The organism is Streptomyces sp. NPDC086766 (genome assembly GCF_044746005.1).
Lineage (GTDB): Bacteria > Actinomycetota > Actinomycetes > Streptomycetales > Streptomycetaceae > Streptomyces.
In genome coordinates, this window is the sequence record NZ_JBIVBI010000005.1 from 386,113 (window position 1) to 398,640 (window position 12,528).

Below are 12,528 nucleotides of genomic sequence, written 5' to 3' on the forward strand. Positions count from 1 at the left end.
CGTGCTGCCCACCGAGAACCGGCTGAGGCGGCGCGAGGACTTCGCGACCGCGGTACGACGGGGGCGCCGGGCCGGACGCCCGCTCCTCGTCGTCCACCTTCGTAGCGGTGCAACGGACCCGCACGCGCCTGGGGAGAGCGCTCCCCCGACGCGTGCGGGTTTCGTCGTGAGCAAGGCCGTGGGTGGAGCGGTCGTGCGCAACAAGGTGAAGCGCAGGCTTCGCCATCTGATGCGCGACCGAGTCGCTCTGCTGCCCCCCGGTAGCCTGGTAGTCGTACGAGCGCTGCCCGGTGCGGGTGACGCCGAGCACGCACAACTGGCCCGAGACCTGGATGCCGCCCTTCAGCGGCTGCTGGGAGGGGGCGCCCGATGAAGTACCCGCTGCTGGCGCTGATCAAGCTGTACCAGTGGACCATCAGCCCCTTGCTCGGGCCGGTGTGCAAGTACTACCCGTCGTGTTCCCACTACGGCTACACGGCCATCGACCGGCACGGTGCGATCAAGGGAACGGCACTGACCGCCTGGCGCATCCTGCGATGCAATCCGTGGTCGCTGGGCGGTGTGGACCATGTCCCGCCGCGCAAGCGCCCGCGGTGGCACGAAATGCTGCGCAACGCCTGGAGCGCACGCAAGGGCGGGCCCTCCGCCGCCGAAACGGCCACCGACGGGGAGATCCCTTCGAGCCCGGCCGCAGAGACACCGTCCCATGCCCAAGGAGCATGATTAGTGGACACGATTGCCAGCTTCTTCAGCTTCATCACGACACCTGTTTCCTGGGTCATCGTCCAATTCCACTCGGTGTACGGGACGATCTTCGGTCCCGACACGGGGTGGGCCTGGGGCCTGTCCATCGTGTCCCTGGTGGTTCTGATCCGTATCTGCCTGATCCCGCTCTTCGTGAAGCAGATCAAGGCGACGCGGGCGATGCAGACGCTCCAGCCCGAGATGAAGAAGATCCAGGAGCGCTACAAGAACGACAAGCAGCGCCAGTCCGAAGAGATGATGAAGCTGTACAAGGAGTCGGGTACCAACCCGCTCTCCTCGTGCCTTCCCATCCTGGCGCAGTCGCCGTTCTTCTTCGCCCTGTATCACGTGCTCAACGCCATCGCGACGGGCAAGACGATCGGCGTCATCAACGAGTCGCTGCTGGCCAGCGCCCGTAACGCGCACATCTTCGGTGCCCCGCTCGCCGCGAAGTTCACGGACAGCGCGGACAAGGTCGCCTCGCTGAATGCCTCGATCACGGACGTCCGGGTCGTCACCGCGGTCATGATCGTCCTGATGTCGGCGTCGCAGTTCTACACGCAGCGCCAGCTGATGACGAAGAACGTCGACACCACGGTGAAGACGCCGTTCATGCAGCAGCAGAAGATGCTGATGTACGTCTTCCCGGTCATGTTCGCCGTCTTCGGCATCAACTTCCCGGTCGGTGTCCTCGTCTACTGGCTGACCACCAACGTGTGGACCATGGGCCAGCAGATGTACGTCATCCACAACAACCCGACCCCGGGTTCCAAGGCCCAGGCCGCGTACCTGGAGCGCCTGCACAAGCACGTCACCCACCACGGCAAGGCCCGCAACCGCCGCGAGCGCGCCATCGTGAAGGCGATCGTCGCCAAGGGCCGGGACCGCAACGAGTTCGAGCGCAAGTTCGTCAACGGTCTGAACAAGGCGGGCCTGGCGGCCCAGGCCGACGGCACCGTGGTGAAGAGCGAGGGCGCCGCAGCCGCGCAGGCCACGGACGGTACGGCGACCTCCGCCACCGCCACCGCCACCGCGACGGCCCCCCGGCGCCAGCAGCCCAAGCGGCAGACCAAGGCCCAGCGCCAGTCGGGTACGGCGAAGCCGGCCGGTGAGACCACGCCGTCCACCTCGCTCAGCAAGGCCGACCAGCCGCAGGGCGACGAGCCCGCCGCTGCCGAGCAGGCTTCCGCGAAGCCCGGCAACAGCACGCGCAGCAGGGCCCAGTCCGGTCAGCGCAAGGGTCCGCAGCGCCCCAAGTCCCCGTCCAAGAAGTAAGAAGGAGCCCATCCCGTGACGGAAGGCACCACCTCCGCCGCTGCCGAGGGCGCAGACGCCCTGACCCGCCTCGAGCAGGAGGGCGAGATCGCGGCGGACTACCTCGAGGGTCTGCTGGACATCGCCGACCTCGATGGCGACATCGACATGGACGTCGAGGCCGACCGCGCGTCCGTCTCGATCATCAGCGAGGCCGGCAGCCGCGACCTGCAGAAGCTGGTCGGGCGTGACGGCGAGGTGCTGGAGGCCCTGCAGGAGCTCACGCGCCTGGCCGTGCACCGGGAGACCGGCGACCGCAGCCGCCTGATGCTGGACATCGACGGCTACCGAGCGAAGAAGCGGTCGGAGCTGTCCGAGTTGGGCGCGAAGGCCGCGGCCGAGGTCAAGAGCAGCGGCGAGCCCGTGAAGATGAAGCCGATGACCCCGTTCGAGCGCAAGGTCGTGCACGACGCGGTCAAGGCCGCGGGGCTGCGCAGCGAGTCCGAGGGCGAGGAGCCGCAGCGCTTCGTCGTCGTGCTTCCCGCCTGAGCGGTTCTCCCGTTCGACCGGCCCCGTCTGTTGCGCAGGCGGGGCCGAACTTTGTCGGGCTGTTCCGGCACATCGCCACCGGATCGCCCCCGCACCCCCGTCAGCCTGGTCTCGCAGGCTGACGCATCCTGGTAGCCCTGGTGGTCAGCGCGCAGAGCGCTCTTGCGTACGGAAGGACGGTCACCCCGTGACGGAGGCAGCGGAGCTTCCCCCCGCGCCCGAGCAGGCGCGCGAGGTCTTCGGTGAGCGCTACGCGGATGCGGTGCGCTACGCGGAGCTGCTCGCGGAGGCGGGTGTGCAGCGAGGGCTCATCGGCCCGCGGGAGGTGCCCCGCCTGTGGGAGCGGCACCTGCTGAACTGCGCGGTGCTCTCCGAGGTCGTGCCCCAGGGGGTGACCGTATGCGATGTCGGCTCGGGTGCCGGTCTGCCCGGCATTCCCCTGGCGCTCGTCCGCGACGACCTCAAGATCACGCTGCTGGAGCCGTTGCTGCGGCGCACCAACTTCCTCAACGAGGTCGTCGAACTTCTGGGCCTGGACCATGTCACCGTCGTCCGCGGCCGTGCCGAGGAGGTCATGGGCAAGCTGCCGCCGGTCCATGTGGTGACGGCCCGTGCGGTGGCCCCTCTGGACCGTCTGGCGACCTGGGGCATCCCGCTGCTGCGTCCTTATGGGGAGATGCTCGCCCTCAAGGGGGACACCGCGGAGGAGGAGCTGAAGAGCGCCTCGGCTGCGCTGAGCAAGCTCGGCGCGGTGGAGACGTCCATCCTGCATGTGGGTGAGGGCATCGTGGATCCCCTGTCCACCGTGGTGCGGGTCGAGGTCGGCGAGAGCCCGGGCGGTGTGCGGTTCGCGGCGAAGCGCGCGAAGGCGGCCCGGGCCGGACGCGCACGCCGTCGCCCCTGACCGACGGATGCGGAACCACCGGAGGCGTTCCCCACTCTGTGGAGAACGCCTCCGGCCTGTGCCTGCTGCGCTTACGGGGTCTTCGTGAAGCAGACGTCCGGGCGCAGGGAGATCGAACGGCACACCTTCTTGATCGTCACGGTGCCGCCGTGGCCACTGTGGGCGGTCGTGCCGCTTCCCTTCTTGTTCCACAGGGTGAAGATCTCATCCCCGTGGCCCGCTCGGGTGTACTGGACGTAGACGGCGTTGTTGTCGTCGGCGAGATCCTTGACGGCCGCCACGCCGTGATCGCTGTTGACGCGGTAGCCATGGCCCCAGATCACCTTGATGTCCTGGTCGGCAAAGGCGGGCGTAGCCGTGGCCAGTACGCCGACGCCGAGCGCGGCTGCTATGAAACGCCCAATGGTCTTAGAGGTCATTGCGTTTGCTTCCCTGCTTGGTCGAATGGGTCGGCCGCGCGGATGAGCCCGGCGCGCTGGCGAAGGAAGCGATGTATGTGCCGCTGGTCATGCGGCATAAGGTCCCCCGCCCCCGTATGTTTTTGATCATAACAGGGTGATCTCGGTTGCCGGCTTAGGCATTAAGGCGGATGCCGGTGGAGTGGTGGGCGGAGTGTCGCGGACATAGGTGACAAATAGTTGCGATCGTGTTTCACGTGAAACGTCGCTCACTGCTGCACGGCATCATCAACCGTGGTCGCGCTGCGGCCCAACCTCGCGACCGACAGTCGCTCGGTTCACTCAGAGAGGGTGCGGAGTTGTCCACAGAGGTGGATTTCTCCACAGAACGCCAGGCCTCACTGGTTCATGACCCCGAAGGCATGGGAGGCTCTGTTCATTGCGAGCCTGAAGTCGAGGAGAGTGAATCCTTGCGGTCCGACGCCAACATCGCGGGACCGATGACCGATCCGGTCCCCGGTCCCCGTACCGAGTCGACGGGGGAGGATGTTTCACGTGAAACACCGCCCCCGATGGACGACACTCCCATCGGTCGTGCTGCCCAACTGGCGGTCGAGGCTCTGGGCCGTGCCGGCGAGGGTCTCCCTCGGCCCGACCAGACCCGGGTCATGGTGGTCGCCAATCAGAAGGGCGGGGTGGGCAAGACGACGACGACCGTCAATCTTGCCGCTTCCCTGGCTCTGCACGGCGCCCGTGTCCTGGTGATCGACCTCGACCCTCAGGGCAACGCGTCCACCGCGCTGGGGATCGATCACCACGCCGAAGTTCCCTCCATCTATGACGTATTGGTGGAGAGCAAGCCGCTCGCGGACGTCGTCCAGCCCGTTCCCGATGTGGAGGGCCTCTTCTGCGCCCCGGCCACCATCGATCTCGCCGGTGCGGAGATCGAGTTGGTGTCCCTGGTGGCGCGTGAGAGCCGGCTCCAGCGGGCGATCCAGGCGTATGAGCAGCCGCTGGACTACGTCCTCATCGACTGCCCGCCCTCGCTGGGCCTCCTCACGGTCAACGCGCTGGTGGCCGGGCAGGAAGTCCTCATCCCGATCCAGTGCGAGTACTACGCGCTGGAGGGCCTGGGCCAACTGCTGCGCAATGTCGACCTGGTACGGGGACACCTCAACCCCACCCTGCATGTGTCGACCATCCTGCTCACCATGTACGACGGCCGGACACGTCTTGCGTCCCAGGTCGCGGAAGAGGTACGCAGCCACTTCGGCGACGAGGTCCTGCGGACGAGCATTCCCCGCTCCGTCCGTATCTCGGAGGCGCCGAGCTATGGGCAGACGGTGCTGACTTACGATCCAGGATCGAGCGGTGCCCTCTCCTATCTTGAGGCGGCACGAGAAATCGCGCTGAAGGGTGTCGGCGTCCACTACGACGCGACGCAGGCCCACATCGGCGCCCAGAACGACCCGAGCATGGTGGAGGGGATGCAGTGAGCGAGCGACGGAGGGGGTTGGGCCGAGGTCTAGGCGCGCTGATCCCCGCTGCCCCGACCGGAGAGCGGACGTCGGCTCCCCCCGCGGTGGGGGGGCCGGCTTCCCCGGCCCCGGCGGCACCGACAGGCGACCGCGGACTCACCGCGACGAACCTGGCCACGCTGCCGAAGGTTTCACGTGAAACAGAGGAACCGGCGACGGTCGACGCCTCGGAGACGCCCGCGCCTCCCGTGGGTGCCCACTTCGCCGAGATCCCTCTGGACTCCATCACGCCGAACCCGCGCCAGCCGCGTGAGGTGTTCGACGACGACGCCCTGGCCGAGCTCGTCACCTCCATCAAGGAGGTCGGTCTCCTCCAGCCCGTCGTCGTACGGCAGCTCGCTGCGGGGCGCTACGAGCTCATCATGGGCGAGCGGCGCTGGCGGGCCTGCCGCAAGGCGGAGCTGGAGGCGATCCCGGCGATCGTGCGCGCCACGGACGACGAGAAGCTCCTCCTCGACGCTCTGCTGGAGAACCTCCACCGTGCGCAGCTGAACCCGCTGGAAGAGGCGGCCGCCTACGACCAGTTGCTGAAGGACTTCAACTGCACCCACGACCAGTTGGCGGACCGGATCGGGCGTTCTCGCCCGCAGGTCTCCAACACCCTGCGGTTGCTGAAGCTCTCGCCGGCCGTGCAGCGCCGGGTCGCGGCCGGGGTTCTGTCCGCCGGTCATGCACGGGCGCTGCTCTCCGTCGAGGACTCGGAGGAGCAGGACCGTCTGGCCCACCGGATCGTGGCCGAGGGACTGTCGGTGCGAGCCGTCGAGGAGATCGTGACCCTCATGGGGTCGCGGCCGCAGAGCGCCCCGCGCTCCAAGGGCCCGCGGGCCGGCGCTCGGGTCTCCCCGGCGCTGTCCGATCTCGCCACGCGGCTGTCCGACCGGTTCGAGACGCGGGTGAAGGTCGACCTGGGGCAGAAGAAGGGCAAGATCACCGTCGAGTTCGCCTCCATGGAGGATCTGGAGAGGATTCTCGGCTCGCTGGCCCCGGGTGAGGGACCGGTCCTGCAGAGGAGCCTGCTGGACGGTGCGCCGGAGGAAGAGGACGACTGACGCCCCTCCCCTGTGACGAAGGGGTTGCGGCTCGGTCGATCAACAAGGGCGGGCCGTGTCCGGTGGGTACCGGACACGGCCCGCCCTTTGCTCTCAGACGGTATCGAGGCAGTCGCAGGGTGGATACGATTGCTCGGACAGGGCATCACCCGGCGGCACCTCTGACGGGGAGGCGGAGGCCATGCGAACGGTGAGCCGCACCGGACTCGTGGGCGCGGGTCTGGGACTGGGTGCGGTCGGCGGGTTCGTGGGCAGTCTGCGCAGGGAACGCGGTGTTCTGGCAGCCGCTCGTGACACCGCGGGCGAAGGAAGCGAGGAACAGCCTCCATGGGCCGCAGGCTCGTACCGCTCACGCTGGACAACCTTCAGGATCTTCCCCAGCGCTGTCGCGCGTGTGTCTTCTGGGAGTTGGATCCCGTCAGCGGCGAAGCCGCGGTGAAGGCGGGGACACCCGCTCTGGAGAAGGAATCCTGGATCTCTGCTGTCTTGCTCGACTGGGGCTCCTGCGGCCGGGTCGTGTATGTCGACGATGTTCCCGTGGGCTTCGTGCTCTACGCTCCCCCCGCCTATGTGCCGCGCTCCACGGCGTTTCCGACGAGTCCTGTCTCCCCGGACGCGGTGCAGTTGATGACCGGCTTCATCATGCCGGGCTACCAGGGGCAGGGACTGGGGCGTGTGATGGTGCAGACGGTCGCCAAGGACCTGCTGCGGCGGGGCTTCAAGGCGATCGAGGCGTTCGGCGACGCCCGCTGGAAGGAACCCGCCTGCATCCTGCCGGCCGACCATCTGCTGGCGGTGGGCTTCAAGACGGTACGGCACCATCCCACTCATCCGCGGCTGCGGCTGGAGCTCAGGTCGACGCTCTCCTGGAAGGAAGACGTGGAGATGGCGATCGACCGGCTGCTGGGGGCCGTGCAGAAGGAACCGGTGCTACGGCCGCTGTAGGCCCGCTGAGGGCGTGGCGGCCTGGCCGCCAGGCTGCGGGCAGGCGGCGGAAAGCGAAGGGGCCGACCCTGGGTCGGCCCCTTCGTGTTTCACGTGAAACGTCACTCGGCGATGAAGTCCTCGAGGTCGCGGACGATCGCGGCCTTCGGCTTCGCGCCGACGATGGTCTTGGCGACCTCGCCGTTCTGGTACACGTTCAAGGTCGGGATGGACATCACGCCGTACTTGGCAGCCGTACCCGGGTTCTCGTCGATGTTGAGCTTGACGACCTCGATCTTGTCGCCGTACTCGCTGGCGATCGCCTCGAGGGACGGAGCGATCTGGCGGCAGGGACCGCACCAGGCGGCCCAGAAGTCCACCAGGACGGGCTTGTCGCTCTTGAGGACGTCCTGCTCGAAGCTGTCGTCGGTCACGTTCTTCAGGGTGCCGGCCACGGCGGGCTCCTTAACTGGTTCGTGCGGTGAGGTGGTTGGGGGTCTCAGACGGTGGTCTTCTCGGGCTCGGCCTTCTGCTCGTTGTCCGCGAGGACGGCGAGGAAGCGCTCGGCGTCGAGGGCGGCGGAGCAGCCGGTGCCGGCCGCGGTGATCGCCTGACGGTAGGTGTGGTCGACCACGTCTCCGGCGCCGAAGACGCCGGTGAGATTGGTGCGGGTGGACGGTGCGTCGACCTTGAGGTAACCCTCCTCGTCCAGGTCGAGCTGGCCCTTGAAGAGTTCCGTGCGCGGGTCGTGCCCGATCGCGATGAACAGGCCCGTCACCGGCAGGTCCGAGAGCTCGTCCGTCTTGAGGTTGCGCAGCTTCAGGCCGGAGAGCTTCTGCTCGCCCTGGATCTCGGCCACCTCGCTGTCCCAGATGAACTTGATCTTCGGGTCGGCGAAGGCGCGCTCCTGCATCGCCTTGGAGGCGCGCAGGGTGTCGCGGCGGTGGACGACCGTCACGGACTTGGCGAAGCGCGAGAGGAAGGTGGCCTCCTCCATCGCGGTGTCGCCACCGCCGATCACGGCGATGTCCTGGTCCTTGAAGAAGAAGCCGTCGCAGGTGGCGCACCAGGAGACACCGCGGCCGGAGAGGGCGTCCTCGTTGGGCAGGCCGAGCTTGCGGTGCTGGGAGCCGGTGGTGACGATGACGGCCTTGGCCTGGTGGACCGTGCCCGAGGTGTCGGTGACGGTCTTGATCTCACCGGTCAGGTCGACGGAGACGATGTCGTCCGGAATCAGCTCGGCGCCGAAGCGCTCGGCCTGGGCGCGCATGTTGTCCATGAGGTCGGGGCCCATGATGCCGTCGCGGAAGCCCGGGAAGTTCTCCACGTCGGTGGTGTTCATCAGCGCACCGCCGGCGGTGACGGCGCCCTCGAAGACCAGCGGCTTCAGCGACGCGCGCGCGGTGTACAGCGCCGCCGTGTAGCCTGCGGGCCCGGAGCCGATGATGATCACGTTACGGACGTCGCTCACGGCTTGATTCCTCGTCTCTGGACTGTGTCGTACGGCCGGTGGGAGCCTCTCTCACAGCTCTCACCCCACCCAACGGATCCTACGGGGCGCGCATTCCCGGTGTGGCCGGGCACACGGAGGCGCGCCAGCGTACGGGACATCACGCAGCGCGTGGACCAGGCCTGCGCGCTCAGGAACGCGTGTAGGAACGCTTCAGCAGTACCTTCGCGGCCGTCGCGGGGTGGTGGACGCAGGTGGCGTCGACGACATAGGCCGTGACCCGTGTGCTCTCGCCGGAGGCGTCGGGGAGCACGACCAGGAAGGCTTCCTTGCCGTCGTAGGTGCCGTGCTGGGCGGCGAGCGCCGTGTCCTCGCGCGCGATGCCCTGTTGGACACACGGAGGGACCGAAACGGTGGGCTGGGTCTTGAGGACCCGCGGCCGATCGGTGTCCGGGGCGGAATCCACGCCGAAGCTGTGCGGGGCGCGTGTGTCGCCCTGCTGCTTCTGAGCCTTGGTGAGGAGGTCCGAGACCCGGCTCTCCAGGGTCCCCTCGGCGAAGGTGTCCGGGGAGGCGGTCGGCCGGCCGTGCGCGGTGGTGCCGGAGCCCTTGCCGTCGTGCAGGGAGGCCAGCACCACGGACGTGACGCCGAGGACGGCGAGCATGCCCACGGACCCCAGGACGGCGATCCTGCGGCGCGCGTGCCGCGTACGGGTCTTGCGACCCGGCCCAGCGGTGGAGGCGCGGGGGTGGCCCATGGGGCGGTCCGTGGTCGATGTTTCACGTGAAACGTGCGTGCTGTCGCTGTCGTCGGCGTCGGCCTCGGGGCGGGAGGTGCCCACAGCGGCAGGGCTGCCCGTGGCCTCGGGCTCAGCCGTGCCCCCGACGGCCGTGGCGCTGAGCAGGGCCTCGGCGGCGAGGGCGGCGTCGATACGGCCCGCGACGTCGTCGGGCATGCGGGGCGGGCCCGGCAACGTGCCGAGCAGGCCGCGGATCTCCTCCAAGGACGTGTAGACGTCGGCGCACAGCTCGCAGGCGTCCAGATGCCGCCGGAGGTCCGTGCTGCGGGACGGCGCCAGCAGGCCTTCGGTGAGGTCGGAGATCTCGGTGACGTCCGGGTGCCCGGCCCTGTCCGTCGTGGATGTCACGCCCGCCCACCTCCGCCCTTCACAGCAGTCGAATCGTCCGGCCCCGCGCTCCGTGGACCCGTGTCCAGAGGATGCGCTGCCGGTGGGACGGATGTCCCCTGCACCCGGTTCCGTCCTGTGTCCGGTTCCTTGTCCTCTCCCGTACCTTCCGCCGCGCCTCCCGGCCGCAGATGGGTGAGCAGCGGCAGGAGCCGGGCTCTGCCCCGGGCGCAGCGGCTCTTCACCGTCCCGGTCGGCACGTCGAGGATCCGGGCCGCCTCGGCCACGGGGTAGCCCTGCATGTCCACGAGGACCAGAGCGGCCCGCTGGTCGGCCGGGAGGGTGCCCAGCGCCTCGATGAGCTGCCGCTGGACGTCGTTCCGCTCGGCGGGCGCCGAGGCCGACTCGTGCGGCTCCAGCAACTGCTCCAGGCGCTCGGTGTCGTCCACCGGCGAGGTCTTCCGGGAGGCGGCCTTGCGGGCGCGGTCGAGGCAGGCGTTCACCGTGATCCGGTGCAGCCACGTCGTGACGGCCGACTGCCCGCGGAAGGTGTGGGCGGCCCGGTAGGCGGAGACGAGGGCGTCCTGGACGGCGTCGGCGGCCTCCTCGCGGTCCCCCAGCGTCCGCAGGGCGACGGCCCAGAGGCGGTCGCGGTGGCGCCGCACGAGCTCACCGAAGGCGTCGGGGTCGCCCTCCACATGGCGGGACAGGAGGTCGTGATCGCTCAGGTCGCCGTGAGCGCTGCCCTCTGCCATCCGACCCCCTCCCCCTCGGTGAGACGTCAGCCCGTGAACTTCACTTCGGTGATGGCCTGCTTGTAGCCGGCGCCGGTGTACGCGCTCGCGTCCGCGCCGGAGTACGGCACGGCGGTGAGCCAGACGAGGACGTACCGCGTCCTCACGGGCTTGGTGATCTTCACCGTGGCGGTGTTCCCGGTCGTCCGGGCCGTGCCCAGCCGCTGCGCGGAGGTCAGCGAGGCCGACGCCAGCGAGTCGGACGCGTACAGCTCCACCGTCGTGTGATCGCCCGCGTAGCGCAGACCGATGGACGCGGTGGAGAGCGCGTGCGGCGAGCCGAGGTCGTAGACGATGCCGACGCCCGGCTTGTAGGGCGCGAGGGCCGGACCGTCTATGAAGGTGTTGGTCTTCCAGAACGTCGAGTTGTCGCCGTCATGGGTCCTGCCGACGTCGCCGGGGTGCTGGGCGTCGCCCTTGACGACGTACTCCTGGGCGCCCTGGATCGCGATCGGCCTGACCGGCTTCGGCTGCTTGCCGTCCTTGTCACTGCCGTCCGTCGTCTGCGTCTGGTTGCCGTTGTCGGAGTTGCCGCCCTGGTCCATCAGGGCGTCCGCGAGCTGCCAGCTGCCCAGGCCGAGGGCGGCGATGAGGAGGGCCGAGACGGCCCACTTCAGCGCCTTGCCGGTGCGGCTCTGCAGCGGGGGCGGCGGCGGGGCCACCGCCTGCGTGACACCGTGGTGCGGCGTCGTACGACCGTAGGAGCCTTGCTGGTAGGCCGTGTGCTGGTACTCCGGCGGGGCGGCGAAGGAGGGCTCCGGGGGGCGGATGCGCGGCATCTCGCCGATCGCCTTCACCAATTCCTCCGGCGTGGTGCACGGGGACTCGTGGCGGGAGGCGGTGGCGCCGTCGTTGGCGAGGGCCCGCATGGCGAGTTCGGACAGGCCGCGGTGCACCCCGGCCCGCACCTGGTCGGGCGGGATGAGGCCGATGTCCTTGGGCAGGCCGGACAATCCGTAGGCGTCGCTCTCGTACGGCCAGCGCTGGGTCAGCGCCGCGTACAGCAGGGCGCCGATCGACTCGGTGTCCGTGCGCTGCGGGGTGTCGGAGCTGACGCCGCGGAGCGCCGCGTTCACGGCGAGGCCGCGGATGCGCCACTGGCCCGAGGAGGTGCGCAGCACCGCGTTGGGGTTCAGGCGCAGATGCGCGAGGCCTTCGCGGTGCGCGGCGGCCATGGCGGAGGCGACCTGGCTGACCAACTGGTAGGCGTCGTGCGGCTCCATGGGGCCGGCGGACAGCAGCGTGGTCAGTTCGACGGCGTCGGGCAGCCATTCGTGGACCACGTAGACGACGTCGTTCTCCTCGACGGCGTCCAGGACCTGGACGAAGCGCGGGTCGCCCAGCAGGGCCGAGGAGCGGGCCGCGGCCAGCACGGAGCGGGCGCGCGTGTGGTCCGCGGGCAGGATGTGGACGCCGACGGCGCGGCGGAGCTTCTCGTCCACCGCTCGCCAACTGCTGAACCCGTCCAGACGGGTGACGCACTCTTCGAGGCGGTAGCGTTCGGCGAGCTTGTGACCGCTGTGCAGTTCGGGCGGTGAGGCCTTCTCTCCGGGACCCCCGGTCCCTGCGCTCCCCTGTGGCTCGTCGTTGTCCGTGTCCCGCTCCCGGTTCTGGGCCACCCCGTCGGCCGTGGCCTGGTCCGCCTTCGCGGTCAGCGGCTCGTCGCCGCTGTTCTCTGCCACGTCGACGGCAGCCGTGCTCCGTTCCGCCACCGTCGCTCCTGCCTCCCCATCCATTGCGCGCTGTCCGACGCCGAAACCAATTGTGCCCACAGTCCGCTGCTATGCACGACACACGG

General features: G+C 69.1%; 14 protein-coding genes. 8 read left to right on the top strand and 6 right to left on the bottom strand.

The features are described 5' to 3' along the window. The first annotated feature begins 1 nt into the window (after position 1). The 5 genes from rnpA to rsmG all read left to right on the top strand — a co-directional run bounded on the left by rnpA (position 2) and on the right by rsmG (position 3,451). Entirely contained in the window at positions 2-373 is a 372-nt protein-coding gene (gene rnpA, locus ACIPM1_RS12390) for a ribonuclease P protein component (protein WP_356181429.1), read from the top strand. Next, the gene (yidD, locus tag ACIPM1_RS12395) at positions 370-723 is read left to right on the top strand and encodes a membrane protein insertion efficiency factor YidD (protein ID WP_356181426.1); all 354 of its coding nucleotides are present in this window, start codon (positions 370-372) and stop codon (positions 721-723) included. Before rnpA ends, yidD begins: the two co-directional genes overlap by 4 nt. Positions 724-726: 3 nt before the next feature. Continuing rightward, positions 727-2,019 carry a membrane protein insertase YidC gene (gene yidC, locus ACIPM1_RS12400; protein ID WP_402432639.1) on the top strand — a complete coding sequence of 431 codons (1,293 nt, stop codon included), beginning with the start codon at positions 727-729 and terminating at the stop codon, positions 2,017-2,019. A 15-nt stretch (positions 2,020-2,034) separates the two neighbouring features. After that, on the top strand, positions 2,035-2,547 hold the full coding sequence (locus ACIPM1_RS12405) for a R3H domain-containing nucleic acid-binding protein (RefSeq protein WP_356181421.1): 513 nt from the start codon (positions 2,035-2,037) through the stop codon (positions 2,545-2,547). 187 nt (positions 2,548-2,734) lie between these two features. Continuing rightward, a complete protein-coding gene (gene rsmG, locus ACIPM1_RS12410) occupies positions 2,735-3,451 on the top strand; it encodes a 16S rRNA (guanine(527)-N(7))-methyltransferase RsmG (protein ID WP_356181414.1) in 717 nt (238 codons plus the stop codon). A gap of 71 nt (positions 3,452-3,522) precedes the next feature. On the opposite strand, the gene ACIPM1_RS12415 is transcribed toward rsmG, so the two are convergent. Beyond that, positions 3,523-3,870 carry a hypothetical protein gene (locus tag ACIPM1_RS12415; protein WP_402432643.1) on the bottom strand — a complete coding sequence of 116 codons (348 nt, stop codon included), beginning with the start codon at positions 3,868-3,870 and terminating at the stop codon, positions 3,523-3,525. Positions 3,871-4,271: 401 nt separating this feature from the next. Between ACIPM1_RS12415 and ACIPM1_RS12420 the strand changes: the two genes are divergently transcribed. The 3 genes from ACIPM1_RS12420 (at position 4,272) to ACIPM1_RS12430 (ending at position 7,381) form a co-directional block, all read left to right on the top strand. After that, positions 4,272-5,345, top strand: coding sequence for a ParA family protein (locus tag ACIPM1_RS12420; protein ID WP_356181670.1), 1,074 nt, complete (start codon positions 4,272-4,274; stop codon positions 5,343-5,345). Next, positions 5,342-6,436: a ParB/RepB/Spo0J family partition protein gene (locus ACIPM1_RS12425; RefSeq protein ID WP_402432646.1), complete on the top strand. Its 1,095-nt coding sequence runs from the start codon at positions 5,342-5,344 to the stop codon at positions 6,434-6,436. Before ACIPM1_RS12420 ends, ACIPM1_RS12425 begins: the two co-directional genes overlap by 4 nt. Before the next feature lie 327 nt (positions 6,437-6,763). Next, positions 6,764-7,381 (top strand): GNAT family N-acetyltransferase, encoded by a 618-nt coding sequence (locus ACIPM1_RS12430; protein WP_356181405.1) that lies wholly within the window; start codon positions 6,764-6,766, stop codon positions 7,379-7,381. A gap of 101 nt (positions 7,382-7,482) precedes the next feature. Here ACIPM1_RS12430 and trxA read toward each other — a convergent pair whose 3' ends face one another. The 5 genes from trxA to ACIPM1_RS12455 form a co-directional block, all read right to left on the bottom strand. Beyond that, positions 7,483-7,815, bottom strand: coding sequence for a thioredoxin (trxA, locus tag ACIPM1_RS12435; RefSeq protein WP_030049453.1), 333 nt, complete (start codon positions 7,813-7,815; stop codon positions 7,483-7,485). A 44-nt stretch (positions 7,816-7,859) separates the two neighbouring features. Beyond that, a complete protein-coding gene (gene trxB / locus ACIPM1_RS12440; RefSeq protein ID WP_402432651.1) occupies positions 7,860-8,831 on the bottom strand; it encodes a thioredoxin-disulfide reductase in 972 nt (323 codons plus the stop codon). 169 nt (positions 8,832-9,000) lie between these two features. Further along, positions 9,001-9,957, bottom strand: a complete 957-nt coding sequence (locus ACIPM1_RS12445; RefSeq protein WP_402432654.1) for a hypothetical protein — start codon at positions 9,955-9,957, stop codon at positions 9,001-9,003. After that, entirely contained in the window at positions 9,954-10,691 is a 738-nt protein-coding gene (sigM, locus tag ACIPM1_RS12450; protein WP_402432657.1) for an RNA polymerase sigma factor SigM, read from the bottom strand. Before sigM ends, ACIPM1_RS12445 begins: the two co-directional genes overlap by 4 nt. Before the next feature lie 26 nt (positions 10,692-10,717). Next, positions 10,718-12,442, bottom strand: a complete 1,725-nt coding sequence (locus ACIPM1_RS12455) for a protein kinase family protein (RefSeq protein WP_402432660.1) — start codon at positions 12,440-12,442, stop codon at positions 10,718-10,720. Positions 12,443-12,528: the final 86 nt, after the last annotated feature.

Bases quoted from the DNA above. Each gene is read 5' to 3' on its own strand.
- yidD (WP_356181426.1), top strand. From the start codon at position 370: ATGAAGTACCCGCTGCTGGCGCTGATCAAGCTGTACCAGTGGACCATC.
- ACIPM1_RS12415 (WP_402432643.1), bottom strand. From the start codon at position 3,870: ATGACCTCTAAGACCATTGGGCGTTTCATAGCAGCCGCGCTCGGCGTC.
- ACIPM1_RS12420 (WP_356181670.1), top strand. From the start codon at position 4,272: ATGGGAGGCTCTGTTCATTGCGAGCCTGAAGTCGAGGAGAGTGAATCC.
- ACIPM1_RS12430 (WP_356181405.1), top strand. From the start codon at position 6,764: ATGGGCCGCAGGCTCGTACCGCTCACGCTGGACAACCTTCAGGATCTT.
- sigM (WP_402432657.1), bottom strand. From the start codon at position 10,691: ATGGCAGAGGGCAGCGCTCACGGCGACCTGAGCGATCACGACCTCCTG.